This window comes from Curtobacterium sp. Curtsp22 (assembly GCF_059492135.1).
The window spans coordinates 1,608,284-1,632,634 of the sequence record NZ_CP168519.1; the positions used below are offsets into that span (position 1 = coordinate 1,608,284).

A 24,351-nucleotide genomic window follows, 5' to 3' on the forward strand; every position below is an offset into this window, starting at 1 on the left:
GCGGCTGCTCGTCCGTTCGTCCGTTCGCGGACACTCCCGCCCCCGACGCCGTCCACCACGGCGTCGGGGGCATCATCGTCCCCGGAGGAGACCACATGCCGTACACCGACCTGCCCCTCGACGCCCTGCGCGCCTACCGACCCGACATCCGCCGGCCGGACGACTTCGACGCTTTCTGGACCGAGACCGTCGCCGACGCCCGGGCCGCCGGGTCGGGCACCGACCCCGTCCTCGCCGCCGCCGACACCCCGGTGACCGGACTCGTCATCGAGGACCTCACCTTCCCGGGCTTCGCCGGCGACCCCGTCCGGGCCTGGGTCTCGCGGCCGGTCGACGCCGCCGGGCCGCTGCCGGTCGTCGTCGAGTTCCTCGGTTACAACGGTGGTCGCGGGCTGCCGGGCGAACGCGTCTCGTGGGCCCTCGCCGGGTACGTGCACGTCGTGATGGACACCCGCGGCCAGGGCAGCGGGTGGGGCTCCGGCGGCGACACCCCGGACCCGCACGGCTCCGGCCCGCACATCGGCGGCTGGATGACGAGCGGCATCGGGTCCCCCGCCGACCACTACTACCGGCGCGTGTACACCGACGCCGTCCGACTCGTCGACGCCGTCCGCTCACTGCCCGGCATCGACCCGGACCGCATCGCGCTGACCGGCGGGAGCCAGGGCGGCGGGATCACCATCGCCGCGGCCGCGCTCGTCGAGGCCCACGTCGGCCCGATCACGGCGCTCCTGCCGGACGTCGCGTTCCTCAGCGACTGGGAGAACGGCACCGCCGTCGCCGTGGGTGGTCCGTACCTCGAGCTCGCGCGGTACCTGTCCGTGCACCGCGACGCGATCGACACCGTGTGGGACACGGCCGCGTACTTCGACGGGGTGCACTTCGCGGCGGGGATCACCGCGCCGGCGCTGTTCTCCGTCGCGCTCATGGACGACGTGGTCCCGCCGCGGACGACCTTCGCGGCGTACAACGCGCTCGGCTCGGTGGACAAGGCGATCGAGGTGTACCCGTACAACGGGCACGAGGGTGGTGGGTTCGCGCACTGGGAGCGGCAGGTGGCGTTCCTGCGCGAGCGGGACTGAGCGGCCGGGCGACGCGCGGGTCAGTACCAGCGGCGGACGAACTGCTCCAGGACGTTCTTCACCACCTGGACCGGGCCCGACGTGGGCTCCCCGCTGTCGCGGCCGATCCGGCGCAGCAGGGCCGCCTGGGCATCCTCGTACTCGGCCACCTCGTCGGCGGAGTAGTCCGACGGCGGGACGGTCCGGATGGCGCTCACCGCCTCGAGCCGCTCCAACCCCCACCGGAACCCGACCGGGTCCGGCGCCGCTTCGACGAGCGCCACGAGGGCTGCGTCGGAGTAGGTACCCCGGGGGTCGGCTGCGGCGGAGATGAAGTCCGTCAGCCCGCGGAGCGCCGGCTCCGACCCGCCGGCTCGCATCTGCACGCGCCGCGCCCGGCTGCAGAGGTCGTAGAGGAGTCCGTCATCCACGGACCGAGCGTGGCACACCGGAGTGCCTCCACGCCACCAGGACTGGGTACTCCCCCGTCGGTCGTCGCACTCGTAGGCTCGGTCGCCGTGACCGACATCGCTCCCGGAGCCCACGTGCCCGCCACCCGACCCGACGCCGCGCCGACCGCTGGTGCTCCGACCGCGGTCGCTCCGCTGAGCCTCATCGCGGTCGTGGCCATCGCGCTCGCCTTCGTCGCGCCGATCGGCGGGGTCATCGTCGGGTTCATCGCCCGCCGTGAGGTCCGGCGCACCGGCGAGCGCGGCGACGGCCTCGCCTTCGCGGCGGTGCTCATCGGCGCGACGCTGACGCTCGTCACGGTCGTGCTGCCGGCCGCCGTCGCCGCGTCCGGCTTCCTCGGGTTGGGCGTGCCCTTCGCCCTCGGCCTGCCGTTCGGCGAGGGCTCCTGACCGTCAGTTACCGACGAGTGACGTGACCGCGTCGACGACGATCTGCCGTCGCCGCGTCGGCACCACCGCGCGCGTCAGGGCCTCGGACTCCGCGGAGGCCTCGCTCCAGAACGCCGCGAGGTGCAGCACGAGGCCGAGCAGCACCGCGGGTCGGTAGCTGCGCGGCAGGACGCCGGCCCGCTGCGCCCGCTCGACCTCGGCGACCATCGTGGTCCGGCGTTCGACGATCGCCTCGAGCGGAGCGGCCGCCGCACGCTCGAGCCGGTGCCAGGTCGCCAGCCGCTGGGCCCAGGGCCGCTCGGTCCACGAGTCGTGCAACCGGCCGGCGAACCCGGGCAGGTCGTCGGTGTCGAGCGGGACGAGGTCGAAGGTCTCGGCAACGGTCTGCTCGACGAGGGCGTCGAACAGCCCTTCTTTGCTGCCGAAGTAGTGGAAGACCTGCGCCTTGTTGCTCGACGCGGCGGCGGCGATCCGCTCGACCTTGCCGCCGACGAGCCCCGCCGCGGCGAACTCGTCGCGCGCGGCGAGCAGGAGGCGTGCGCGGACGGCGTCGGCGGCTGGGGGCGTGAATCGTGCCATGCCGACCACCGTACCGATCCGGACGGTCGTCCCGGGGCGTCAGCGACCACCGTCCCCGCGGATCAGGACGACGCCACCGTGACGAACAGGTACACGGCGAGCGCGACCGAGCAGCACGCGATCGCGACGCGGAGGACCCCGTGCGGCACCCGCCGGGCGACGGTCGGTCCGATGAGACCGCCGACCACCGCCCCCGCGCCCAGGGCCACGGCGGCGGACCACACGACGTGCCCGGACACCGCGAACACGACCGCCGGCAACAGGTCCGCGGCGAGGAGCAGCACGTTCTTCACGGCGTTCGCACGGTGCAGGGACGGCTCCCCGGTGAGCAGCAGCACGGCGATCATGAGCACACCGGACCCGGCGCCGAAGTACCCGTTGTAGACGCCGACCCCGACGATCCCGGCCGCTGCGGCGGTGCCGTGCCCACCCGCGGCGTCACCGGCGGCCCGGGCACGACGACGGTCGATGAACGGCTGCAGCAGCAGGAGCAGTCCCCCGGCGAGCACGAGGAACGGGACGATGCGGTCGAAGAGGTGTGCCGGTGTGACGACCAGGAGCACCGCGCCCGCGAGCGAGGCGGCGACGGTCGTCGGCATCCAGCGACGCAGGACCGCGGGTTCGGCGCGGACCTCGTGACGAGCCCGGAACGCGGAGCTCGCACCGCTGCCGATCAGCGCGACGGAGTTCGTGACGTTCGCGGCGAGCGGTGGGACCCCGACGGCGAGCAGCGCCGGGTAGGCCACGAGCGATGTGATGCCGCCGGCGGTGCCGATCACCCCGGCCACCACGCCCGCGACGACGAGGATCCCGACGGTCAGCACGCTCCATGCTGACACGGCGCGGTGGCCGGGGGTGCGATCAGTTGATGCAGGTGCCCTGCTTGCCGTACGCGTTGCCGACCGGGGTGGACGACGGGGTGGCCGCGGGCGCGGACGACCCGGCACCGGACGAACCGGAGGCGCCGGAGCCGGACGACCCGGAGCGAGCGCCCGAGCCAGCCGAAACCGAGCCAGTAGAGCCGGAGCCGGGCGAACCCGAACCCGCGCCGGAACCGGACCCGGCAGCCCCCGCGGCCCCGACCGTGCGCCCGTCGGTCCCGAGCACGAGCGTCACCCCCGACACCGTGGTCGAGCGGACCGCCGTGGCTCCGGGGACCGCCGCGACGACGGCCTTCGCGGCGGCCTCGGCGCCCTTCGGGTACTCGACGACCGTGGCCGCCGTGGTGGTGGTGTCGCTCGGCGCCCCGACCACGAACCCCTTCGCCGTGAGCGCTGCCGAGGCGGCCGTCGCACCTCCCGGCAGGGAGCCGCCGTTCTGCACGGACACGTGCACGCTCGACGGGGACGCCGCCTTTGCCGCCGTGTACGCCGCGGGCGCGCCCACGATGCCCTGGATGAACGCCGGCACCGCGCCGAAGTCCACCGCCACCGTCGAGTAGCCGTCGATGGTCGGGGTCCCCGCGGTGGGGATGGTCGTCGACCGGATGCTCGACAGGTCGATGCTGCGGAACGTGTTGACGAGGCTCGGGATGCTCAGGCCGTCGTCGATCTGCACGGCGTCCCCGACACCGTGCAGCAGGTCGGACACCTTCACCGGGTTGAGGAGGGTGCCGGCGGAGAGGACCTTGCGGGCCTCCTGCGAGAGGAAGTACTGCTGGCGGACCTCGCGGTCGAGGTCACCGCGCGGGAGCCCGTCGCGCTGCCGGACGAAGGAGAGCGCCTGCGAGGCGTTCAGCGTCGAGTTCCCCGCCGGGAGGTCGACGTTCGAGTTCGGGTCGTGGGCGGGTTCGTTCAGGCAGACCTGGATTGGCCCGAGCGCCTTCACGAGCTGGTAGAAGCCGAGCAGCGAGACGCGCACGAAGTGGTCGATCTGCAGGCCGCTGATGTTCTCGATGGTCTGGATGAGGAGGCGCATGCCCCCGGCGTCGCCGCCGCCGTTCGCCGCGCCGTCCGAGAACGCGCTGTTCAGCTTGAACGTGCCGTGGCCGGGGATCGGCACCCACGAGTCGCGCGGGAACGAGATCATCGTCGCGCTGCCCCCGCCCGCGGGGATGTGCAGCACGATCATGGTGTCGGTGTTCGTCGCCCCGTCGTCGAGCTGCGTGCCGAGCTCGGCGAGCTCCTGCGGGGTGGCGTCGGCCGGACGGTGGTCGTCCCCGACGAGCAGGATGTTCTCGGCCGACCCGTCGACGTCGGCGGACGCCGAGGGGTGCGGGAGCGCCACGTGCACCTTGGTCACGGCGCTGTCGAGCTGCGCGTAGGACCAGGCCGCGTACCCGCCCGTGAGCACGAGTGCCATCGCGAGGACGCCGCCGATCGCCGGGAAGAGGGTGCGGGCTGCGCGCCGCTGGCGACCGTGTCGCACGGCACCGCGCTCGGTCGGCACGATCGGGTGCTGGCCCCCGTCAGGTTCGTCATGCATGGCGTCACCCTAGGGACGGTCGCTGCACGCGTGCGGAATCCGCCTGCGGAGCGGTTCAGCGTCCGACGCGCGAGAGCGACTCCGACAGGGCGTCCCTCGTCGCGAGGAGCCGCTGCGCCCGCGCGTCCATGTCGTCCCGGATCGCGACGACCTGGTCGATGATGCCCGGGCACTGGTCCTCGACCTTCCGGCCGCGGGTGCACGGCAGGACCTGTTCGATGAGCGCCGTCGGCAGCCCGAGGTCGAGGAGCATCTTGATCGTGCCGACGGTCTCGACGTCGGACTCGTCGTAGTCGCGGTAGCCGTTGGCCCGGCGCTCCGGTCGGATGAACCCGAGCTGCTCGTAGTAGCGCAGCGACCGCGCACTCGCCCCGCTGGCCCGGCTCAGATCGCCGATCTGCATCGTCGCTGCTCCTCGCTTGACCTTGACACTGATGTCAGAGTTTAGCGTGCCGTCCATGCAGATCTTCGTCATCGGCGGCACCGGCTACTTCGGCTCGGTCCTCGTCGAACACCTCCGTTCCGCCGGCCACTCCGTCACCGCGCTCGCCCGCTCCGAGCAGAGCGCCGCCCGCCTGCGAGCGGCCGGCGCAGTACCCGTCGCCGGCTCGATCACCGACACCGAGGTGCTCCGCACCGCAGCCGCGGCGGCCGACGCGGTGGTGTACGCCGCCTCGGACTACGCACCGACCGCGCAGTCGACCGAGGACGAGCTCGCGGCCGTCCGCGCCGTCACCGCCGGAGCAGCAGAACCCGCCGGAACGAACGGAACGCCGGGAACCACCGGGACCTCGGGCACCGCCCCGAAGCCCGTCGTCTACACCTCCACCGGACTCGTCTACGGCTTCGACCCGACGGACGTCACCGAGGACGCAGTGCTCCCCGAGGTCAGCGCCCAGCCGGTCAAGGCACAGGCCGAACGCATCGTGCTCGGCGCGCCGGGCATCACCGGGATCGCCGTCCGCGCCGGGCTCGTCTTCGGTCGCGGCGGGACCGGGCTCGTCACCGGCCTCATCGAGGCCGCGGTCACGAACGGCGCCGCGACGTACATCGGCGACGGTACGAACGCCTGGTACCCCGTGCACGTCGACGACCTCGCCGACCTGTACGTCCGGGCGATCGAGCACCCGGTCGCCGGCGTCGTCAACGCGGTCGGTTCGGTGCCGTTCACCTTCCGGGAACTCGCGGAGGCGATCGGCACCCTCACCGGCACCCCGAGCGTCTCCGTCCCGCTCGAGGTCGCCGAGGCGCAGATGGGCCCGGCGGTCCGGACGCTGACGACGTCCACGCACCTCCTCGCGACGAAGGCACGGGCCACCTACGGCTGGGACCCGTCGGAGCGGTCACTCGTCGAGGACGTCCGGAACGGGTCCTACACGGCTCCGCCGCGCCCCTGACTCACCGCGCTGGCGGGGACCAGACCGGTGTCCCGCCGACGGCCTCGGCGATGCGTCGACTGACCGCGCCGAGCTGCCGCACCTGGGCCGGCGTGAGCGCGTCGAAGACCACCCGCCGGACGAGCGCCTGGTGCGCCGGCGTGGACGCCACGACCCGCTCGTGCCCGCTGTCGGTGAGCACGGCGAGGGTGAACCGCCCGTCGGTCGGGTCGACCACGCGGTGGACCCACCCCTTCTGCTCCAGCCGCGTCACCGCGCGGGACAGCCGCGACAGGGTGCAGCTCGCGGCGGCGGCGAGCACGCTCATCCGCAGCGTCCGGTCGGGTTCGCTGTCGAGGGCGAACAGGACGCCGTGCTCGAAGTGCGTCAGGCCGGCGTCACGCTGCAGCTGCGCGTCGAGCGCGGTCGGCAGTCGTTCGAGCACGGTCGCGAGGGCGACCCAGACCTCGAGCTCCTCAGCGGTGAGCCCGGTGGTGGTGGCGTCGTCCAGCATGGGGAGAGCGTACCAGCATGACTTGCTCAGGAAAGTGAACCTGCGTACATTGACTTGCCCAGGCAAGTGAACTGACACGACAGGAGTACGACGTGGATCTCGACATCAGAGGCCGGACGGCGTTCGTCAGCGGCTCGACGCAGGGCATCGGGTACGCCGTCGCAGCAGCCCTCGCGGCGGAGGGAGCCCGCGTCGTGCTGAACGGACGGGAACGCACGGGGGTCGACGCTGCCGTCGCCCGGTTGCGAGCGGCACTTCCCGGCGCCGAGGTGTCCGGGATCCCGGCGGACTTCGCCGACCCGGCGCAGGTGGACGCGCTGCTCGAGCAGCTCCCGGAGGTCGACGTGCTCGTGAACAACGTCGGACTGTTCGGCCTGGCCGACTTCGGATCGGTCGACGACGCCGAGTGGCAGCGGTACCTCGACGTCAACCTGATGAGTGGCGTCCGGCTGTGCAGGGCACTGCTCGACCCGATGCTCGAGCGCGGCTGGGGCCGGATCGTGTTCGTCGGCAGCGAGTCCGGCGTGAACGTGCCCGTCGACATGGTGCACTACGGCGTCACGAAGGCCGCCGTGATCGCGCTCGGCAACGGCCTGGCGAAGCGGACCCGCGGGACCGGCGTCACCGTGAACACCGTCCTCGGCGGCCCGACCTGGTCCGACGGGGTCGCGGCCACGATCGAGACGATCGCGGCCGCGCAGGACGCCCCGGTCGAGGCCGTGCAGGCCGCGGTGATCGGGCAGAACCACACGACCCTGCTCGAACGGTTCATCCGGCCCGAGGAGATCGCGGACCTCGTCGCCTACCTCGCCAGCCCGCGGGCGTCCGCCACGAACGGGGCGGCGGTCCGCGCCGACGGCGGGGTGCTCACCGGGATGCTCTGATCCGGACACCGGCCACGAACGGGACGGGAGGCGCGGTGCGAGCCCGCACCGCGCCTCCCGTCCGTCCCGTCGTCGGTGCGGTCAGACCCGCTCCCAGGTGACCGTGCGCCGGTCGGACGGCTCGACCTCGCGCACCGGCCCGGTGACGCGGACGACCGCACGCGCCGTGGCGGACCCGGGGACGGGCGCGGGGCCGGTCCCGCCGCCCACCGCGACGATCCCGTCGGCGCGCACCCCACCGGTCGGTCCGGACGCCGCGGCGTGGGACGCGATCCAGACCTCCACGTCCCCGGGTTCGACCACCTTCCGCAGGGCGCGGTCGGTGAACGCGAAGCGTTGGACGGGCACGCTGAACCGCAGGCGCACGGACTCCCCCGGGCCGAGCGCGACCCGGGCGTACCCGAGCAGCTGGGCGACCGGCCGGGTGACGCTCCCCTGCACGTCGTGCCCGTACACCTGCACCACGTCCTCGCCCGCACGCTCCCCGGTGTTCCGGACGGTCACCCACGCGTCGAAGGCCCCCGCGCTGGACACGGTCGGGTCGACGACGAGGTCCTCGTACGCGAAGGAGGTGTACGAGAGCCCGAACCCGAACGGCCGGACGGGCGTCGAGTCGGTCGCGGTCACGTCGGACGGCCCGCCGAGGCGCGGGTGCAGGTACGTGTACGGCTGGGCACCGGCAGCCCGCGGGAGCGAGACCGGCAGGCGACCGGACGGTGCGGCGGCGCCGGTGAGGAGCTCCGCGATCGCGAGACCACCGCCCTCGCCGGGGAAGAACGCCTGCACCACCGCGGCCGGACGGGGAGCGTCGCCGTCGAGCGCCCACCCGATGGCGTACGGCCGTCCGGTCAGGAGCACGACGACGGTCGGCGTGCCGGTGGCGACCACCGCCTTGACGAGCTCGCGCTGGACGCCCGGCAGGTCGAGGGACTCGGTGTCGTTCCCCTCGCCGACGGTCCCGCGGCCGAACAGTCCGGCCTGGTCGCCGACGACGACCACCGCGACGTCGGAGCGCTCCGCGACCGCGACCGCGTCGTCGAACCCGGAGCGGTCGTCGCCGGTCACGGAGCAGCCCGCGGCGAACCGGACGGTGTCGGCCCCGAGCGACTCCGTCAGCGCCTCGCGCACGGTCGGGATGGCGACGCCGAGCGGCAGGTCGGGGTGCGCGGCGAGCACGTGGTTGGCGAAGGAGTAGCACCCCTGCAGGGCCTCGGCGCGATCGGCGTTCGGCCCGATCAGCGCCACCGACGCCCCCGGGGCCAGGGGCAGGACCGGGGCCTCGGGTCCGTTCGACAGCAGCACGAGCGACCGCGCCGCGAGCGCCTTCGCGAGCGCCCGGTGCCGAGGGGTGTCGAGGTCGATCCCGGTCGGCGGCTCGTCCTCGAACGCGTCCGGGTCGAGCAGCCCGAGCCGCTCCTTCTGCCGGAGCACGCGGAGCACCGCGCGGTCGACGAGCGCCTCGTCGACGTCACCGGAGCGGACACGGTCGACGAGCGGCGCGAGGTAGGCGTCCCCGGTGGGCAGCTCGACGTCGATGCCCGCGGTGAGTGCGAGTGCGGCCGCTTCTCCACGGTCGGCGGCGACGCCGTGCATGACCTCGAGGAACGCGACCGAGAAGTAGTCGGCGACCACCGTGCCCTCGAACCCGAGGCGGCCGCGGAGCAGGTCGGTCAGCAGGTCACCGTTCGCAGCGACCGGCACACCGTCGACCTCGGCGTAGGAGTTCATGACGCTCCGGGCCCCGCCGTCGCGCAGTGCCATCTCGAACGGCGGCAGGAAGACGTCCGCGACCTCGCGCGGCCCGGCGTGCACGGGAGCGTGGTTCCGCCCCGCCTGCGACGCGGAGTACCCGAGGAAGTGCTTGAGCGTCGCGTCCACCCCGGCGCGCTGCAGGCCCCGGACGTAGGCGGTGCCGATCGTCCCGACGAGGTACGGGTCCTCGCCGATGCACTCGTCCACACGTCCCCACCGCGGGTCGCGGACGACGTCGAGCACCGGGGCGAGGCCCTGGTGCACGCCGAGCTGTCGCATCGAGTCGCCGATCGCCTCGCCGACCTGCTCGACGAGCTCCGGGTCGAAGGCGGCGCCCCACGCCAGCGGCGTGGGGAACGTGGCGGCCTTCCAGGCGGCGAGCCCGGTGAGGCACTCCTCGTGCACGAGTGCCGGGATCCCGAGTCGCGTCTCGCGCTTGAGCCGTCGCTGCTCCGACCACAACCACGCTGCGCGCTCGTCCGGCTCGACGGGGCGGGTGCCGTAGACGCGGGTGAACTGCCCGAGGCCGTGGCGCGTGACGTCGGCCAGGGTGCGGCCGTCGGCGTCGTCGTGCGCCGCCATCTCCCCCTGCATCGGGGCGACCACGCCGTTCTGGTCGAGCCAGTAGCCGACGAGCTGCGCGGTCTTCTCCTCGAGCGTCATGGCGGCGAGCAGGGCGGTCGCGCGGTCCGCGCCGGTCGCGTCCTCGACACGGCGCGGGTCGGACTGGAGGCGCGGCTGACGCCCGACGGTCCGCGTCGCGTCCGTCGCCGTCACCCCTTCACCGCCCCGGTCAGGCCGCCGACGATGCGCTTCTGGAAGATCGCGAAGAACACGAGCGCCGGGATCATCGAGAGCGACGTGAACGCGAGCACCCGGGCGGTGTCGACCGAGTACTGGGACGCGAACGCCTGGACCCCGAGCGGCAGCGTGTAGGTCGACGCGTCGTTCAGGATGAACAGCGGCAGGAGGTAGCTGTTCCAGCTGCCGATGAACGCGAGGATGCCGACCGTCACGACGCCGGGGAGCGACAGCGGGACGACCATGCGGAAGAAGAACCCGAGCTTGCTCGCGCCGTCGATGGCAGCCGCCTCCTCGAGCTCGTCCGGGATCGCCCGGAGGAACGGCACCAGGATGATGACCGTCGTCGGCAGGGCGAACGCGATCTGCGGGAGGATCACGCCCGCCAGGTTGTTCGTCAGGCCGAGGTCCTTCACGAGGATGTAGAGCGGCGTGATGGCGACCGTGATCGGGAACATCAGACCGGCCGCGAACAGCGAGTAGAGCGCGCCGCTCCCCCGGAACCGGTACCGGGCGAGCACGAAGCTCACCATGAGGCCGAGCACGACCACGCCGAGGGTGGTGGTGACGCCGGCGATCACCGAGTTGCCGAGCTGCTGCCAGAACACGCCGCTCGTCAGGACGTTGACGTAGTTGCCGATCTGCCACGGGTTCGGCAGCCCTGCCGGGCTCGCGGTGATCTGCGAGTTCGTGCGGAACCCGCCGAGCACGATGTACGCGACCGGCCCGATGCACACGGCGATGAACAGCAGCGCGATGAAGTACGTGCCGAGGTTGCGCTCACGCCGGACGGGTCCGGTGTCACGCTGGCGGCGCTTCGGCGCGACGATGGAGGCGGTGGCGGTCATCGGTCGCTCTTCTCGGTCAGGGCGCCGGCGGTGTCGCGGCGCAGGACGAACCGCTGGTAGACGAGGGCGACGACCAGCGAGATGAGGAAGATCACCACGGCGACGGCGTTGCCGTACCCGTAGTTGCCGGACAGGCGGCCGTTGCCGACCATGTAGGTCGCCATCGTCGAGGTCCCGGCGGTCGAGGCGATGTACTGCCCCCAGATGATGTAGACGAGGTCGAACAGCTGGAGCGACCCGATGATCGACAGGAACGCCCAGATGCGGAGCGTCGGTCCGAGGAGCGGCAGCGTGATGCGTCGCTGGATCTGCCAGTAGCTCGCGCCGTCGAGCTGCGCGGCCTCGAACAGTTCCTCGGGGATGCTCTGCAGGCCGGCGAGGAAGAGGATCACCGCGAAGCCGATGTACTTCCACGAGATGATCCCGAGCAGGGTCCACAGCGCGATGTCCGGGTTCGACAGCCAGTCGTTGCGCAGGCCGCCCAGACCGATGCTCTGCAGCAGGTCGTTCAGGGCACCGCTCGACTGGAGCATGAGGCTCCACCCGGTGCCGACGATGACCTCGGAGATGACGTACGGCAGGAAGATGAGGACGCGGATGAGCCCGCGGCCGCGGATGCGCTGGTTGAGCAGCAGCGCGAGCACGATCGCGATCGGACCCTGCACGACGAGCGAGCCGATGACGATGAACAGGTTGTGCCAGAGCACCGCCCGGAAGTCGGGGTCGGTGAAGATCACCGTGTAGTTCTGCAGGCCGACGAAGTCGACCGGGGCGCCGTAGCCCTGCCACTTGTAGAAGCCGTAGTAGGCGGCGAGTGCGACGGGCAGGATGACGAACCCGACGAACATGATCACCGCCGGACCGGCGAGGACGGCGATCTCGACCCGGGTGCGGACGTCGGTGCCCTTGCAGGCCCGGCGGGCCGGGGCCGACGGCGAACCGTCGGCCCCGCCCGTGCGACGCCCCGTCCCGGCCGGCGCTTCGTTCGAGCGCGGTGCGACGGAGGTGGTCATGTGTCTCAGCCCTTCGCCGCGGCCTGGTTGACGGTCGACACGATGTCCGAGACGGACCCCTTGCCGGCGAGCAGGTTGACGACGCTGGTGTTGAGCGCGTTGCCGACGTTCTGGCCGTAGAGCGTGTCGAGGTAGTTCGAGACGAACGGGGCGTCGTTGTACGCCTTGAGCACCGTGGTCAGGTACGGCTCGGTCACGACCGACTGCGCGTCCTTGTTCGCGGGGATCGAGTTGAACGCCTTGTAGTAGTTCTCCTGCACGCTCTTCGTGGTGACGAAGTTGAGGAAGTCGGTGCAGGCCTTCTTCGGGGCCTTCGCCGAGCAGGAGAGCCCGCCCACGGCGCCCATCATCGAGCCGGGCGCACCCTTGCCGCCGGAGACCTCCGGGAACGGGAAGAAGCCGAGGTCCTGCAGCGGCTTGCCGTCCGGGGTGAGCGAGGAGATCACGCCCGGGTCCCAGGCGCCCATGAGCTCCATCGCGGCCTTGTGGTTCGCGACGAGACCGGCTGAGCTGCCGGCGCCCTGCTGGGCCGAGGTGGTCAGGAAGCCGTCGTTGAAGGGCTTCGTGTCGAAGAAGGCCTTGGTGTCCTCACCGGCCTGCTTCCAGCACTTGTTGTCGAACTTCAGGTCCTGCGCGGTCTTGTTGAGCACGTTCGACGAGCAGGCCCGCAGTGCGAAGTTGTAGTACCAGTGCGCCGCGGGCCAGGCGTCCTTCGCACCGACGGCGACCGGCTGGATGCCCTTGTCCTTGAGCTTCTGGATGTCGGCGTTCAGCTCGTCCATCGTGGTCGGCGTGCCCTCGATACCGGCCTCCTTGAAGAGGTCCTGGCTGTACCAGATGCCCTCGGGGTCGACGTTCGTCGGCATCGCCCAGGTCTTGCCGTTCAGTTCGAAGGCCTTGAACGATCCGTCGCTGATCCCGCTCTTGGCACCGGAGCCGATCGAGTCGGAGATGTCCAGCAGCTGGCCGGCGTTGACCATCGCGGCCATCTTGCCGCCGCCGCGCTGCGAGAACACGTCCGGGGCGGAGTTCGAGTTGAGGGCGGTCTGGAGCTTGCCGTCCAGGTCCTCGTTCTGGATGGCCTGGATCTTGATCGTGACGTTCGGGTTCTTCGCCTCGAACGCCTTGACGGTGTCCTGCCAGAAGGCCTTGCCCGGCCCGGTCGTCGAGTTGTTCCAGAAGGTCATCGAGACCTTCCCGTCGCCGCTGTCGCCCCCGGCGGCGTCGCTGCCGGCCGAGCAGCCTGCGGCCACCAGTGCTGTCGCCCCGATCAGCGCGATGGCTGCCGTGGCACGGATCTTCCTCGTCATCGTGGATCTCCTGAAGTGTCGTCGTTGACAATCAGCGGCATCGACTGCCGCTGCGGAGAGCGTGCCAGGTGCCATCGAGCCATGTCAATCGATATCGATAACGTTTTCTTTACCAATTTGCGCGTCAGCTCAGCGGTACGGTGTGCACATGGACACGGCCCTCGGCATGCGTCCCGGAGCCGGCCGGGTCACCATCGCGGACGTCGCACGCGCTGCCGGGGTCTCGATCCCGACCGTGTCGAAGGTGATCAACCAACGCGACGGCGTCGCCCCCGCGACGATCCTGCGCGTGCAGGAGGTCGTCGAGCAGCTCGGCTACGAGACCTCGCTCGTCGCACGCAGCCTCCGCAGCTCGCGGACGAACGTCATCGGCATCCTCGTCACCGAGTTCGAGCCGTTCTCGACCGAGCTCCTGCGCGGGGTGTCCGGCGCCACGACCGGCACCGGGTACGAACTGCTCGCCTACGCCGGGCTCGTGACCGGTGCCGAGCAGAAGGGATGGGAACGCCGGTCGCTCTCGCGGTTGTCCGGCACGCTCATCGACGGCGCGATCGTGGTGACCCCGAGCACGGCGCTCTCGACTTCGTCGATCCCGGTCGTGGCGATCGACCCGCACACCGGCCCCGAGGGGCACGCCACGGTCGACTCCGACAACGAGGCCGGGGCCGTCCAGGCCGTCGAGCACCTCGTCGCGCTCGGGCACACCCGGATCGCGCACCTCCGGGGTCGTCCGGACCTGGCGTCGGCACAGCTGCGCGAGGCCGGCTACCGGCGCGCACTGGCGGCAGCGGGCCTGTCGGTGGACGAGTCACTCGTCCGCGACGGCGGCTACCAGGAGGACCGCTCGGCCGAGGTCGCCCGCGACCTGCTCGCCGGACCGGACCGTCCGACCGCGGTGTTCGCGGCGAACGACTCGTCGGCGGTCGGTGTGCTCCGTGCCGCAGCCGAGCTCGGACTCCACGTGCCCGGGGACCTGTCGGTGGTCGGGTTCGACGACGTGCCCCAGGCCGCGACCACCACGCCGCCGCTGACCACCGTCGCACAGCCCCTCGTCGAGCTCGGCTCGCGGGCGGTCGAGATGCTCCTCACGATGCTGCGCGGCGAGCCGACGTCGGACCACGTCCGGCTGCCGACGACCCTGCGCGTGCGCCGGAGCACCGGACCGGTGCCCGCGGACCGCTGACACCGCGCGGCGGACCGCACCGTCAACGCCGCACCGTCAGCGGCGGACCGCGACCGTCAGCGCCGCAGCGTCTGCTTCGGGTACTCCCCGAACCGCTCCGCGTACGCCGCCGAGAACCGCCCGAGGTGCGCGAACCCCCACCGGCGCGCGACGTCCCCGACCGCCCCGGCGAGCGGATCGGTGTCCAGCAGCTCGGCGCGCACCCGGTCGAGGCGCACCTGCCGCAGGTACGTCAGCGGGGACACGTCGAACACCCGACGGAACGACTCCTGCACGGAGCGCACGCTCAACCCGGACGCCGCCGACAGGTCGCCGATCGTGACGGGCTCCGCGGCGTGGTCGTGGACGTACTCGACCGCGGCACGGAGCCGGGCGTTGCGCGGTTGCCCGAGCACGGCGGGCAGGTCGTCGAGCTTCGGCGGGAACATGTCGAGGAAGACCTCGGCAGCGGTGACCTTGGCGGCCTGCCAGGCGACGGAGTCCGTGCCGCCGACGCGCAGCGACCGTGCGAGCGCCGTCAACGCCCCCTGCCAGCGCCGCGCCGTCTCGGACCCCGGCACGTGCCGGTCGTCGAAGCGCAGCGCGTGGTCGCCGACGTCGGTGCGCGTCACGGCGACCCGGCGGACGAACGCTCGATCGAGGTGCACGACCCGCTGGTCGTAGTCCGCGGTGCGGAAGGCGTAGTCGTGGTCCGGCGGGAAGAGCGCCGGGGCGTCGAGCGGCAGGACGTACCGCTCCCCCGACCGTTCGATCTCGGCGGTGCCGGAGCTGATCCAGGTCACGACGTAGTCGCCACCGGCCGGCACCACCCCGGAGAGGGCGCCGCGCAACTGGGACCGGCGGATGGTCACCTCCGCGTCGCCGATCGCCGTGTACCGGTAGTCGAACGGCGCCTCGGTCACTCGCGCGTCCCACCGCTCCCCGCGGTAGACCGCGCCGAGATCGCGCGCGGCGTCTTCCGGACGGCCGCCGGACACCTCGAACCGGACGGTCGCAGGTGTCGCGGTCTGCTCGTCGCCGAAGTCGTCGGTCAGCGGGTCAGCCATGCAACCTCCCGCACTGCGGTTGTCCGGATTCCGTGCCACCCCTCGTTATCTGGATACGCTGGTCTGGTGAGCGCGGCGTATCGTTGCGCGGAACCGATCCGCACCGAAGGGGCGACCGCGTGAGTGAGATCGACCTGATGGCCGCCGTCACCCGGCTCGAAGCCGCGATGGGAGCGCTCCGCGGTCGACTCCGCGAACACCTGTCGGTCTCCGGCTCCGACCTGACCGTGCTGCAGTTCGTCGCCCGCGCCGAGGCCGCCGAGCGGAAGGTGCGGGTGAAGGACCTCGCGTCGCACCTCGGCCTGAGTGGCCCGGCAGTCACGGGCACGGTCGATCGGCTCGAACGGGCGGGACACCTGTGCCGTGTCCCGAACCCGGACGACGGCAGGAGCCGGTACATCGAGCTGACCCCCGAGACCGAGCGTGCGTACGCGTCGGCGATGGACAGCACGAACGAGCATCTGCACGAGCTGTTGTCCTCCTTCACGGATCGGGAGCGGGCGAAGTACGTCCGGGTCATCGACAGGGTCATCCAGGCGCTCGAGTTCGGCGCCCCGACCCCTTGACGGCAGAGTACGGGCGCTGGCGAGCGCACCTCGAACGTTTGTCCACCAAGCGCACTTAGGTAAATTCCCGACCTACTTTGCCGGACGCGGAACGCTCTCGCCCGTACCGTCACGAGGGGACGCCCCCGATCGGGGGTACGAGGACGACGGGGAGGAAACCATGGGCAAGTACGAATCCCAGCAGGGCGTCGACCCGGTGCGCATCGAGACGTTCCGTCGGATGCGCAAGCGGTGGAAGTACGGCGAGCTGCAAGACGGTGCGGGCCTCTACGAGGACTTCTTCACCGACACCGATCGCGACCCGCGTCGCCGCTGACGACGGGTCGCGGTCGGACGGGAGGCGCGTGGCGGGTCCGCCACGCGCCTCCCGTCCCGTTCCGGGCCCGGTTCAGCCCTTCACCGCGCCCGACGTCAGACCGGACACGATCGACCGGCGGAACACCAGCACGAGGATGACGATCGGCACCGTCGCCGCCACGCTCGCCGCGAAGATCTGGGCGAACGGCACGGTGAACTGCGTCCCGAACAGGGCGATCCCGACCGGGATCGTCCGGAACGAGTTCTCGCTGTTGAACGTCAGCGCCATCAGGAACTCGCTCCACGACGCCGTGAACGTGAACACCCCGACCGTGAAGAGCCCCGGCTTCGCCATCGGCAGGATCACGGAGAGCACCGTGCGCCAGGCTCCGGCGCCGTCGATCTCGGAGGCTTCCTCGATCGTCGAGGGGATCCCGACGAGGTAGTTCCGCATGATCCAGATCGCGAAGGGCAGGTTGAACGCCACGTACGGCACGATCAGTCCCGGGTAGGAGTTGAGCAGCCCGAGGTTCCGCTCGAGCAGGTACAGCGGGGTCAGCACGGCGATCGCCGGGAACACCGAGAGCATGAGCAACGAGGTCATGATCGCCGTCCGCCCGCGGATCCACCGCCCGGCGAGCGCGTACCCGGCGAGGAACGACAGCGCGAGCACGATCACCGTCGTCGACACCGACACGATGACGCTGTTCACCATGTACTGGCCGAGCGCGTTGTCGCGGAAGGCCACCACGAAGTTGTCGAGGGTGAACGACTGCGGGAAGGCGGTGGGCGGCGACTGCCCGATCTCGGACGCCGGCTTGAGCGACGTCGACACGAGCCAGTACAGCGGCAGCGCGGTGAGCACCGCGATGACGACACCACTGACGTTGACGGTGTTGACCCACTTCCGCCAGCCCTTGCGGACGCGTTGACGGGGCATCAGGCATCCCCTCCCTTCGCCTGGTTCCGGAACGCCCGGAGGAACAGCAGACACCCCGCCGCGACGATGATCGCCGTGGACGTCGCGATCGCCGCACCGGGGCCGATGTTGATGTCCTGGAAGAGCACCTTGTAGCCCATGATCGCGAGCGACTGGGTGGCGGTGCCCGGACCGCCGTTCGTCAGCACGAACGGCAGGTCGAACACGCCGAACGCCTGCAGGATGCGGAACAGCACCGCGATCGTCAGGGTCGGCGTGAGCTGCGGGAGCACCACCCGCCAGAACGTCTGCCAGGTGCTCGCGCCGTCGAGCTCGGCCGCCTCGTAGTGGTCCTCGGAGATCTGCACGAGCCCCGCGAGCAGGATGATCGCCACGAACGGCGTCGTCTTCCAGATGTCCGCGACCATCAGCCCGGTGATCGCGGGCACCGGTTCGCCGAGGATCACCGGGGCCTCGCCGAAGAGCCCGAAGAACCAGGTCGCGACGCCGTAGGTCGAGTCGTAGATGTACTTCCAGAGCTGCGCGTTCACGATCGTGACGAGCGACCACGGGATGAGCATCAGCGCCAGCATCCAGCCCCGGGTCGCCCCGAGCCGCTCGAGCACGAGGGCCACGAGCATGCCGAGCACGAGTTCGACGAACACCGTCACGACCGTGTACAGCACGGTGAACCCGAGCGCCCGGTACCAGTCCGCGCTCTGCAGCAGGGCCGCGTAGTTGCCGAGACCGAACGACCGGATCGTGAACCCCTCGTAGCCGACCTCGACGTCCGCGAAGCTCAGGACGATCGAGTAGACCACCGGGAAGATCGTCACCGCCGCGACGACCAGGAGTGCCGGGGCCGCGAAGCCCCACGCGCCCCGCGCACGGATGCGGTCGAGACGCGACCGCCCGCTGAGGCGGGACGGCGGGTCGAGGCGACCCGCGCCTCCTGGACGAGTCGACGACCGGGTCGCGGTGCCGGCGCTCACAGTGCCTCACCCTTCAGGGCGAGCGCGATGGCCGACGCCATCGTGCTCGTGCCGCCGTCGACGGACGCCTGGCCGCCGAGGATGCTGTTGCCGTTCTGGTACACACCCTGCGAGACCTTCGGGTAGTACGCCGTCGACGTCGGACGGGGCACGAGCGTGATGCCCGCGGCGGTGTCGTACGTCGGGCGCTGCTGGCGCTTCGCGTCCTCGCTCGTGAGCGACTCGCTCCGGGCCGGCAGGACCCCGCCCTCGCGGGTGAGGAACTGCTGCGCCGTCTCGCTCGACATCCAGCTCGCGAACGTCAGCGCCGCTGCGGGCTGCTGCGTGTGCGGGTTGATGTAGTTGCCCCACCCGCCGATGGTCGAGTGGTGCTCGTCCTGCCCGTCGAAGGTCGGCCGCGCGGCGAGTCCGACCTTGCCGGCGACCTGGCTGTCCGGCCCGTTCGCGATGCCCCACGCGTACGACCAGTTGCGGAGGAACGCCGCTCGGCCGCCCGAGAACGCGTCGTTCGTGTCCTGCTCCTGGTACGTCAGGGTGGCGCGCGGGCTGGCGCCGTCGGTGATCAGGGACCGCATGAACTCGAACGCACGTTTCGTCTCCGAGCTCGTGGTCTCGGGTCTCGTCAGGTCGTCGTTGAGCAGCGAGCCGCCGGCGTCCGCGACGAACTCGGTGACGTTGCAGGTGAGGCCCTCGTACACGTCGCCCTGGAACGCGAACCCGTAGCTGACGTCGCCGGTGTCGACGAGCTTCGCCGCGGTCTCGCGCACTTCCTCCCACGACCCCGGAACCTGCAGGGAGTGCTTGGCGAGCAGGTCCTTCCGGTACAGGAAGAACGACTCGTCGATGTAGAGCGGGAACATGTAGTACGTGCCGTCGACGCTCGCGGCCTGCCGGAGCCCCTCGGGGAACTGGTCGAAGAAGTCCGCACCGACGAGCTCGTTCACCGGGGTCGCGAGCTTGTTCTTCGCGAACTGCCCCGGCCACGCGACGTCCCCGAGGTAGACGTCCGGGGTGCTGCTGCCCGCGGCGATCTGGGTGGTCAGGCTGGTGCGGTTCGTGTCGGTGTCGCTCGGGGCGCTCACGATGCGCACCCGGATGTTCGGGTGCTCCTTCTGGAACTCGGCGATGAGCCGACGCCGCAGGTCCCCGCCGTCCTTCGACGCGACCTGGCCGGCCCACCAGCTGATCGTGACGTCACCCTCGGGAGGGTCGGTCGGCCACTCCTGGACCGTGGTGCGCTCGGGTCGGGTGGAGCAGCCGGCGAGCAGCAGCACCCCCGCTCCCCCGAGCAGGAACATCCTGCGGTCGATCGCCATCACGTCCTCCTCGACGTCCCCTGGTGCGAACCTGTACATCCACACAACCAAACCGACCCTGGGTGCCCGGTGGGTGCGACGGACGGGAGGCGCGGTGCGGGGCCGACCCGCGCCTCCCGTCCGTCGGGTGGTCGCGGCCGGCCGCGGCGAGGCCCCGAGACTCGGCCATGCGGACACGTTCGCGGTGTCGGAGCCGCGAACGTGTCCGCACAGGCGAGACTCGGCGAGCGCCCCGAGCGCCCTGCGCGCCCCGCGCGCCGGTCAGGCGGGCGCGGGTGCCGTCGACTCAGCCGTGCGGAGGGTGCAGGGCAGCAGGAAGTGCGGCAGCTCGTCGGACTTCCCGTCGAGCTGGTCGATGAGCGCGTCCGCCGCACGGGTCCCGAGTTCGCGCCCCGGAGCCACCATCGTCGACAGCCGCGGGTAGTGCTGGTCGGCGTTGGCCTCGGACGAGGCGATGCTGAGCACCGAGACGTCCTCCGGTACCCGGCGCCCGGCCGCGTACAGGCCGACGAGCAGCCCGGCGGAGGAGTCGTCCTTCATCACGAGCACCGCCGTCACGCCGGGGTCGAGGGCGAGCATCTCGCTCGCCGCGGCACGCCCGCCGTCGCTCCCCGGACCCGCGGTGACCACGGTGCCGCCGAGCCCCCGCGCGGCCGTCACCTGCCGGAAGGTGGCCTCGGCGCGGAGGTGCGGCGCGTAGCCGGCCATCGGCGTGCCCTCGAGGTCCTCGAGCACGAGCGCGAACCGCCGGTGCCCGAGCGACTGCAGGTGGTCGATGCTCGACTCGATCGTGGTCTCGAAGTCGATGTCGACGAACGGCAGACCACTGCTGTCCCGGGTGCGGCCGATGAGCGTGAACGGCACGTCGAGCGCGGTGAGGACGGCGACGCGGGGGTCGTCCATCCGCACCTCCATGAGGATCACACCGTCGACGAGTCCCCCGGAGACGAGGTCGTCGAGATCGTCGCCGGCGGGGTCGACCGGCCAGAGCACGAGATGGTAGCCGCGCTCGGACGCCCGCTCGGCAGCGCTCATGAAGAACTGCGAGGTGGTCGGGCTGAAGCGGTTGCCGGTGGTCGGGAACAGCAGCGCGATGATCCGGGTGCGGCGGCTCGCGAGCGCCCGAGCGACGACGTTGCCGCGGAACTTCAGCTCGCGCATCGCCGCCTGCACGCGGGCGGTCGTCGCGGGAGTGACGTACTTCGTGCCGTTCACGACGAAGGACACGGTGGCGATCGACACACCCGCCCGATCGGCGACCTGCTGCATCGTGGCCATGCCGCTCAGCCTACCGTCCGGGATGCGAAAAAAGCGCTTTACAGGTGAAGCGCTTTTCTGTTAGCTTCTCGCCCCAAGGAACACAGCGACGATGACGTCAGCGGATTCGTGGTTGCGCGCCTGCCCCCTGCATCCGTCAAGAGAAGAGCTCTGCAATGAAGCAAAGATTCCCCTCCCCGTCGCGCCGGACCCGCGCCCTCGTCGGCGCGGTCGCCGTGCTCGCCACGATCCCCCTGGTCCTCACCGGGTGCTCCGGTTCCGGATCGGCCTCGTCCGGTGGGAGCAAGGCCCTGACGATCGAGGACTACTACGACGCGACCTACAACCCCGTGTACAAGCAGTGCGCGAAGGACGTCGACGCGACGGTCACGATCAACCACGTCGCCGGTGCCGGTCTGATCTCGAAGGTGCTGCAGCAGGCATCCTCGCGGACCCTGCCCGACGTGCTCATGCTCGACAACCCCGACGTGCAGCAGATCGCGGCCTCCGGGGCACTCTCCGACCTCAGCGACTACGGCCTCAGCGCCGAGGGCGACGTCCCCGGCGTGAAGGCGGCGAGCACCTACAAGGGCAAGCTCTACGGCCTGCAGTCGAACACGAACTCCATCGCGCTCTACTACAACAAGAAACTGCTGGCGGACGCCGGCGTGCAGCCGCCCAAGACCTGGGACGAGCTGAAGGCCGCCGCGAAGAAGCTCACCTCCGGGTCCACGTACGGCTTCGCGATGAGCAACATCAACACCTACGAGGGCACCTGGCAGTTCCTGCCGTTCTTCTGGTCGAACGGCGGTGACGAGAAGGACATCGCGACGCCCGAGGCCGCGCAGGCCCTGCAGCTCGTCGAGGACCTGCAGAACGACGGCTCGATGTCGAAGAGCTCGATCAACTGGGCCCAGGCCGACGTGAACAGCCAGTTCCTCGCCGGCAAGGCCGCGATGATGATCAACGGCCCGTGGCAGCTGCCAGCCCTGAACGCGAAGAAGGGCCTCGAGTTCGACAGCGTCCCGATCCCGACCCGCACCGGCTCGGAGACCGTCGCACCGCTCGGCGGCGAGGCGTTCACCGTCCCGCAGACCGGCGACAAGGACAAGATGCAGCTCGCCGCCAAGTTCGTCGGCTGCCTCCACTCGCAGAAGACGCAGAAGGCCCTCGCCGAGGTGAGCGGCAACGTGCCGACGAACCTCGAGGCCGGCGCAGCATGGGCGTCCGACCACCCGCAGGTGGCCTCGTTCGTCACGACGGTGAAGACCGCCCGTGCCCGCACCGGTGAGCTCGGACCCGACTGGCCCAAGGCCGCGACGAAGATCTACACCGCCGTCCAGCTCGCCCTGACGGGCAAGGCCGACCCCGAGGCAGCGCTCGAGCAGGCGCAGTCCCAGAGCCAGTAGTGCACGAGGGAGCCGGCCACCCGGCCGGCTCCCTCCCCACCCTCGGAAGGAGCGGTTCCGGCATGAGCGCCACGACACAGACCCGACCACGGACCCAGGCGTCCGTCCCACCACCACGACCCGGCCAGCGCCGCGCGCGCATGCGGATCGGGATCACCCGATGGCTCTTCGTCATCCCGGCCGCACTCTTCGTGGCCGTGTTCTTCGGCTACCCGGTCGTGAAGAACATCATCATGTCCTTCCAGGACTACACGACCAAGACCTTCTTCACGGGCGAGGCCCCGTGGGTCGGGCTCGGCAACTACATCCAGGTGTTCCAGAGCTCGGTCTTCGCGACGAGCGTCGTGAACACCGCGCTGTTCACCGCCGGCTCGATCATCCTGCAGTTCGTGATCGGCCTCGCCCTCGCACTGTTCTTCCGGCGGCACTTCCCGCTGTCGGGGTTCTTGCGCGGACTGCTCCTCCTGCCGTGGCTGCTCCCGCTGATCGCGTCCAGCGCGGTCTGGAAGTGGCTCCTCGACCAGGACAGCGGCGCGCTCAACCAGCTCCTCGGCGTGGTCGGCATCGCGCCGGTGCCGTGGCTGGTCAGCCCGAGCCTCGCCCTCATCGCCGTCATCGGCGTGAACGTCTGGCTCGGCATCCCCTTCAACACGACGATCCTCTACAGCGGGCTGCAGTCCGTGCCGCCGGAGCTGTACGAGGCCGGCGCGCTCGACGGCGCCACGGGCTTCAAGGCGTTCTGGTACATCACCTGGCCGAGCATCCGGAGCGTGGTGAGCGTCGTGATCGTGCTCGGGGTCGTCTACACGCTGAAGGTCGTGGACATCATCCTCGGCCTCACCGGTGGCGGCCCGGCGAACTCCACGCAGACCCTGGCCACGAACGCCTACCACCAGTCCTTCATCAACTTCCAGTTCGGCATCGGAGCCGCCGTGAGCAACGTGCTCATCGTCGTCTCGTTCGTCTTCGCGATGGTCTACATCGCGATCTCCAGGAAGGCGGTCGACGAATGAGCGTCGGACTCGCGAACCAGACCGTCACCGCCACCCGGGCGATCACCACGAAGCGCAGTGCACGGGTCCCCGGACCGAAGCGCGGCGTCAAGGGCATCCCGCTCACGATCCTCGGCTGCGTGTTCCTCGCGATCATGGTGTTCCCCGTCTACTGGATGGTGAACACGAGCCTGCAGGCCACGTCCGGGGCCGCCACTGCGACCTGGTTCCCGTTCTCCCCCACCTTCCGCGGGTACGAGACCGCGTTCGCCCAGCAGGGGCAGAACTTCCTGTCGAGCATGATCATCGGCCTCGGCACCGTCGTGCTGACCCTGGCGATCGCGACCCCGGCCGCCTACGGGCTGGCTCGGTTCAAGATGCGCGGCACCCGGGTGTTCCTGCTCGTGCTGCTCATCACGCAGATGATCCCGGCGATCGTCATCGCGAACGCGCTCTACACGCTGTTCAACAACGTCGGGCTGCTGAACAGCTACATCGGGCTGATCCTGGCCGACAGCGCCGTCCAGGTGCCGTTCGCCGTGCTGCTCATGCGTGCGTTCATGGAGTCGATCCCGCCGAGCCTGGTCGAGGCCGCGCTCGTCGACGGCGCGAACGACTTCCGGGCGTTCATCTCGATCGTCCTGCCCATCAGCCGGAACGCCATCGTCACGGCGGCGCTCTTCACGTTCCTCGGCGCCTGGGGTGACTTCCTCATCGCGCTCACCCTGACGTCGACGACCGCGGTCCGGCCGATCACGCTCGGCATCTACAACTACATCGGTTCGAACGTCACCGACTGGGGGCCCGTCATGGCGACGTCGGTCCTCGCGTCGCTGCCGGCGGCCGTGCTGCTCATCGTCGCCCAGCGGTACATCTCCGCCGGCGCTCTCGGCGGCGCCGTCAAGTGACGGCAGCCCACGCCGGGCTGCCGGCGACGACCACGAACCCCAGC

Annotated in this window: 25 protein-coding genes; 10 read left to right on the forward strand and 15 right to left on the reverse strand. The window is 70.9% G+C overall.

Features of this window, described 5'->3' with window-relative positions:
- The first annotated feature begins 95 nt into the window (after positions 1–95).
- A complete protein-coding gene (locus ACEN8D_RS07575; protein WP_413399073.1) occupies positions 96–1,082 on the forward strand; it encodes an acetylxylan esterase in 987 nt (328 codons plus the stop codon).
- A 20-nt stretch (positions 1,083–1,102) separates the two neighbouring features.
- Here ACEN8D_RS07575 and ACEN8D_RS07580 read toward each other — a convergent pair whose 3' ends face one another.
- Positions 1,103–1,492, reverse strand: a complete 390-nt coding sequence (locus ACEN8D_RS07580; protein WP_309887839.1) for a hypothetical protein — start codon at positions 1,490–1,492, stop codon at positions 1,103–1,105.
- Positions 1,493–1,579: 87 nt separating this feature from the next.
- Here ACEN8D_RS07580 and ACEN8D_RS07585 point away from each other — a divergent pair, with 87 nt between their 5' ends.
- Positions 1,580–1,921 (forward strand): DUF4190 domain-containing protein, encoded by a 342-nt coding sequence (locus ACEN8D_RS07585; RefSeq protein ID WP_309887837.1) that lies wholly within the window; start codon positions 1,580–1,582, stop codon positions 1,919–1,921.
- Between the two features lie 3 nt (positions 1,922–1,924).
- Here the strand turns inward: ACEN8D_RS07585 and ACEN8D_RS07590 are convergent, their stop codons facing one another.
- The 4 genes from ACEN8D_RS07590 to ACEN8D_RS07605 form a co-directional block, all read right to left on the reverse strand.
- A complete protein-coding gene (locus ACEN8D_RS07590) occupies positions 1,925–2,500 on the reverse strand; it encodes a TetR/AcrR family transcriptional regulator (RefSeq protein WP_413399074.1) in 576 nt (191 codons plus the stop codon).
- A 62-nt stretch (positions 2,501–2,562) separates the two neighbouring features.
- Positions 2,563–3,324, reverse strand: coding sequence for a sulfite exporter TauE/SafE family protein (locus ACEN8D_RS07595; RefSeq protein ID WP_309887833.1), 762 nt, complete (start codon positions 3,322–3,324; stop codon positions 2,563–2,565).
- 37 nt (positions 3,325–3,361) lie between these two features.
- Positions 3,362–4,924, reverse strand: a complete 1,563-nt coding sequence (locus ACEN8D_RS07600; protein WP_309887831.1) for an LCP family protein — start codon at positions 4,922–4,924, stop codon at positions 3,362–3,364.
- A gap of 55 nt (positions 4,925–4,979) precedes the next feature.
- The gene (locus ACEN8D_RS07605; RefSeq protein ID WP_071303125.1) at positions 4,980–5,327 is read right to left on the reverse strand and encodes a MerR family transcriptional regulator; all 348 of its coding nucleotides are present in this window, start codon (positions 5,325–5,327) and stop codon (positions 4,980–4,982) included.
- Between the two features lie 55 nt (positions 5,328–5,382).
- Here ACEN8D_RS07605 and ACEN8D_RS07610 point away from each other — a divergent pair, with 55 nt between their 5' ends.
- A complete protein-coding gene (locus ACEN8D_RS07610; protein WP_309887827.1) occupies positions 5,383–6,321 on the forward strand; it encodes an NAD-dependent epimerase/dehydratase family protein in 939 nt (312 codons plus the stop codon).
- Between the two features lies 1 nt (position 6,322).
- Here ACEN8D_RS07610 and ACEN8D_RS07615 read toward each other — a convergent pair whose 3' ends face one another.
- On the reverse strand, positions 6,323–6,814 hold the full coding sequence (locus ACEN8D_RS07615) for a MarR family winged helix-turn-helix transcriptional regulator (RefSeq protein ID WP_413399076.1): 492 nt from the start codon (positions 6,812–6,814) through the stop codon (positions 6,323–6,325).
- A gap of 92 nt (positions 6,815–6,906) precedes the next feature.
- Here ACEN8D_RS07615 and ACEN8D_RS07620 point away from each other — a divergent pair, with 92 nt between their 5' ends.
- Positions 6,907–7,698, forward strand: coding sequence for an SDR family NAD(P)-dependent oxidoreductase (locus ACEN8D_RS07620; RefSeq protein WP_309887822.1), 792 nt, complete (start codon positions 6,907–6,909; stop codon positions 7,696–7,698).
- Positions 7,699–7,779: 81 nt separating this feature from the next.
- On the opposite strand, the gene ACEN8D_RS07625 is transcribed toward ACEN8D_RS07620, so the two are convergent.
- The 4 genes from ACEN8D_RS07625 to ACEN8D_RS07640 form a co-directional block, all read right to left on the reverse strand.
- Positions 7,780–10,113, reverse strand: coding sequence for a beta-xylosidase/alpha-l-arabinosidase (locus tag ACEN8D_RS07625; protein WP_413461332.1), 2,334 nt, complete (start codon positions 10,111–10,113; stop codon positions 7,780–7,782).
- 110 nt (positions 10,114–10,223) lie between these two features.
- Entirely contained in the window at positions 10,224–11,099 is an 876-nt protein-coding gene (locus ACEN8D_RS07630; RefSeq protein ID WP_309778797.1) for a carbohydrate ABC transporter permease, read from the reverse strand.
- Complete coding sequence (locus ACEN8D_RS07635; protein ID WP_413398996.1) at positions 11,096–12,112, reverse strand: carbohydrate ABC transporter permease; 1,017 nt, start codon at positions 12,110–12,112, stop codon at positions 11,096–11,098. The genes ACEN8D_RS07630 and ACEN8D_RS07635 overlap by 4 nt, the downstream gene beginning before the upstream one ends.
- 5 nt (positions 12,113–12,117) lie before the next feature.
- Positions 12,118–13,422: an ABC transporter substrate-binding protein gene (locus ACEN8D_RS07640; RefSeq protein ID WP_070416820.1), complete on the reverse strand. Its 1,305-nt coding sequence runs from the start codon at positions 13,420–13,422 to the stop codon at positions 12,118–12,120.
- Positions 13,423–13,570: 148 nt separating this feature from the next.
- Between ACEN8D_RS07640 and ACEN8D_RS07645 the strand changes: the two genes are divergently transcribed.
- The gene (locus ACEN8D_RS07645) at positions 13,571–14,605 is read left to right on the forward strand and encodes a LacI family DNA-binding transcriptional regulator (protein ID WP_309887818.1); all 1,035 of its coding nucleotides are present in this window, start codon (positions 13,571–13,573) and stop codon (positions 14,603–14,605) included.
- 56 nt (positions 14,606–14,661) lie between these two features.
- On the opposite strand, the gene ACEN8D_RS07650 is transcribed toward ACEN8D_RS07645, so the two are convergent.
- On the reverse strand, positions 14,662–15,651 hold the full coding sequence (locus ACEN8D_RS07650) for a helix-turn-helix transcriptional regulator (RefSeq protein WP_309778794.1): 990 nt from the start codon (positions 15,649–15,651) through the stop codon (positions 14,662–14,664).
- 119 nt (positions 15,652–15,770) lie between these two features.
- Here ACEN8D_RS07650 and ACEN8D_RS07655 point away from each other — a divergent pair, with 119 nt between their 5' ends.
- Both ACEN8D_RS07655 and ACEN8D_RS07660 read left to right on the forward strand, forming a co-directional pair.
- Positions 15,771–16,217, forward strand: coding sequence for a MarR family winged helix-turn-helix transcriptional regulator (locus tag ACEN8D_RS07655; RefSeq protein ID WP_309778793.1), 447 nt, complete (start codon positions 15,771–15,773; stop codon positions 16,215–16,217).
- Positions 16,218–16,377: 160 nt separating this feature from the next.
- Positions 16,378–16,533 (forward strand): hypothetical protein, encoded by a 156-nt coding sequence (locus ACEN8D_RS07660; RefSeq protein ID WP_309778792.1) that lies wholly within the window; start codon positions 16,378–16,380, stop codon positions 16,531–16,533.
- 72 nt (positions 16,534–16,605) lie between these two features.
- Here ACEN8D_RS07660 and ACEN8D_RS07665 read toward each other — a convergent pair whose 3' ends face one another.
- From ACEN8D_RS07665 to ACEN8D_RS07680, 4 genes are all read right to left on the reverse strand, one after another.
- Entirely contained in the window at positions 16,606–17,454 is an 849-nt protein-coding gene (locus ACEN8D_RS07665) for a carbohydrate ABC transporter permease (protein ID WP_083295042.1), read from the reverse strand.
- Positions 17,454–18,425, reverse strand: coding sequence for a carbohydrate ABC transporter permease (locus tag ACEN8D_RS07670; protein ID WP_309887813.1), 972 nt, complete (start codon positions 18,423–18,425; stop codon positions 17,454–17,456). Before ACEN8D_RS07670 ends, ACEN8D_RS07665 begins: the two co-directional genes overlap by 1 nt.
- The gene (locus ACEN8D_RS07675) at positions 18,422–19,741 is read right to left on the reverse strand and encodes an ABC transporter substrate-binding protein (RefSeq protein WP_309778791.1); all 1,320 of its coding nucleotides are present in this window, start codon (positions 19,739–19,741) and stop codon (positions 18,422–18,424) included. The genes ACEN8D_RS07670 and ACEN8D_RS07675 overlap by 4 nt, the downstream gene beginning before the upstream one ends.
- Positions 19,742–20,002: 261 nt before the next feature.
- Positions 20,003–21,019 carry a LacI family DNA-binding transcriptional regulator gene (locus ACEN8D_RS07680; RefSeq protein WP_175473725.1) on the reverse strand — a complete coding sequence of 339 codons (1,017 nt, stop codon included), beginning with the start codon at positions 21,017–21,019 and terminating at the stop codon, positions 20,003–20,005.
- A gap of 155 nt (positions 21,020–21,174) precedes the next feature.
- Here ACEN8D_RS07680 and ACEN8D_RS07685 point away from each other — a divergent pair, with 155 nt between their 5' ends.
- The 3 genes from ACEN8D_RS07685 to ACEN8D_RS07695 all read left to right on the forward strand — a co-directional run bounded on the left by ACEN8D_RS07685 (position 21,175) and on the right by ACEN8D_RS07695 (position 24,307).
- Complete coding sequence (locus ACEN8D_RS07685; protein ID WP_309778789.1) at positions 21,175–22,407, forward strand: sugar ABC transporter substrate-binding protein; 1,233 nt, start codon at positions 21,175–21,177, stop codon at positions 22,405–22,407.
- A 62-nt stretch (positions 22,408–22,469) separates the two neighbouring features.
- Positions 22,470–23,420 carry a carbohydrate ABC transporter permease gene (locus ACEN8D_RS07690; RefSeq protein ID WP_374115124.1) on the forward strand — a complete coding sequence of 317 codons (951 nt, stop codon included), beginning with the start codon at positions 22,470–22,472 and terminating at the stop codon, positions 23,418–23,420.
- Positions 23,417–24,307 carry a carbohydrate ABC transporter permease gene (locus tag ACEN8D_RS07695; protein ID WP_229086959.1) on the forward strand — a complete coding sequence of 297 codons (891 nt, stop codon included), beginning with the start codon at positions 23,417–23,419 and terminating at the stop codon, positions 24,305–24,307. The genes ACEN8D_RS07690 and ACEN8D_RS07695 overlap by 4 nt, the downstream gene beginning before the upstream one ends.
- Positions 24,308–24,351: the final 44 nt, after the last annotated feature.

Bases quoted from the DNA above. Each gene is read 5' to 3' on its own strand.
- ACEN8D_RS07575 (WP_413399073.1), top strand. From the start codon at position 96: ATGCCGTACACCGACCTGCCCCTCGACGCCCTGCGCGCCTACCGACCC.
- ACEN8D_RS07590 (WP_413399074.1), bottom strand. From the start codon at position 2,500: ATGGCACGATTCACGCCCCCAGCCGCCGACGCCGTCCGCGCACGCCTC.
- ACEN8D_RS07600 (WP_309887831.1), bottom strand. From the start codon at position 4,924: ATGCATGACGAACCTGACGGGGGCCAGCACCCGATCGTGCCGACCGAG.
- ACEN8D_RS07605 (WP_071303125.1), bottom strand. From the start codon at position 5,327: ATGCAGATCGGCGATCTGAGCCGGGCCAGCGGGGCGAGTGCGCGGTCG.
- ACEN8D_RS07610 (WP_309887827.1), top strand. From the start codon at position 5,383: ATGCAGATCTTCGTCATCGGCGGCACCGGCTACTTCGGCTCGGTCCTC.
- ACEN8D_RS07615 (WP_413399076.1), bottom strand. From the start codon at position 6,814: ATGCTGGACGACGCCACCACCACCGGGCTCACCGCTGAGGAGCTCGAG.
- ACEN8D_RS07625 (WP_413461332.1), bottom strand. From the start codon at position 10,113: ATGACGCTCGAGGAGAAGACCGCGCAGCTCGTCGGCTACTGGCTCGAC.
- ACEN8D_RS07630 (WP_309778797.1), bottom strand. From the start codon at position 11,099: ATGACCGCCACCGCCTCCATCGTCGCGCCGAAGCGCCGCCAGCGTGAC.
- ACEN8D_RS07635 (WP_413398996.1), bottom strand. From the start codon at position 12,112: ATGACCACCTCCGTCGCACCGCGCTCGAACGAAGCGCCGGCCGGGACG.
- ACEN8D_RS07640 (WP_070416820.1), bottom strand. From the start codon at position 13,422: ATGACGAGGAAGATCCGTGCCACGGCAGCCATCGCGCTGATCGGGGCG.
- ACEN8D_RS07645 (WP_309887818.1), top strand. From the start codon at position 13,571: ATGGACACGGCCCTCGGCATGCGTCCCGGAGCCGGCCGGGTCACCATC.
- ACEN8D_RS07650 (WP_309778794.1), bottom strand. From the start codon at position 15,651: ATGGCTGACCCGCTGACCGACGACTTCGGCGACGAGCAGACCGCGACA.
- ACEN8D_RS07660 (WP_309778792.1), top strand. From the start codon at position 16,378: ATGGGCAAGTACGAATCCCAGCAGGGCGTCGACCCGGTGCGCATCGAG.
- ACEN8D_RS07665 (WP_083295042.1), bottom strand. From the start codon at position 17,454: ATGCCCCGTCAACGCGTCCGCAAGGGCTGGCGGAAGTGGGTCAACACC.
- ACEN8D_RS07675 (WP_309778791.1), bottom strand. From the start codon at position 19,741: ATGGCGATCGACCGCAGGATGTTCCTGCTCGGGGGAGCGGGGGTGCTG.
- ACEN8D_RS07680 (WP_175473725.1), bottom strand. From the start codon at position 21,019: ATGGCCACGATGCAGCAGGTCGCCGATCGGGCGGGTGTGTCGATCGCC.
- ACEN8D_RS07685 (WP_309778789.1), top strand. From the start codon at position 21,175: ATGAAGCAAAGATTCCCCTCCCCGTCGCGCCGGACCCGCGCCCTCGTC.
- ACEN8D_RS07690 (WP_374115124.1), top strand. From the start codon at position 22,470: ATGAGCGCCACGACACAGACCCGACCACGGACCCAGGCGTCCGTCCCA.
- ACEN8D_RS07695 (WP_229086959.1), top strand. From the start codon at position 23,417: ATGAGCGTCGGACTCGCGAACCAGACCGTCACCGCCACCCGGGCGATC.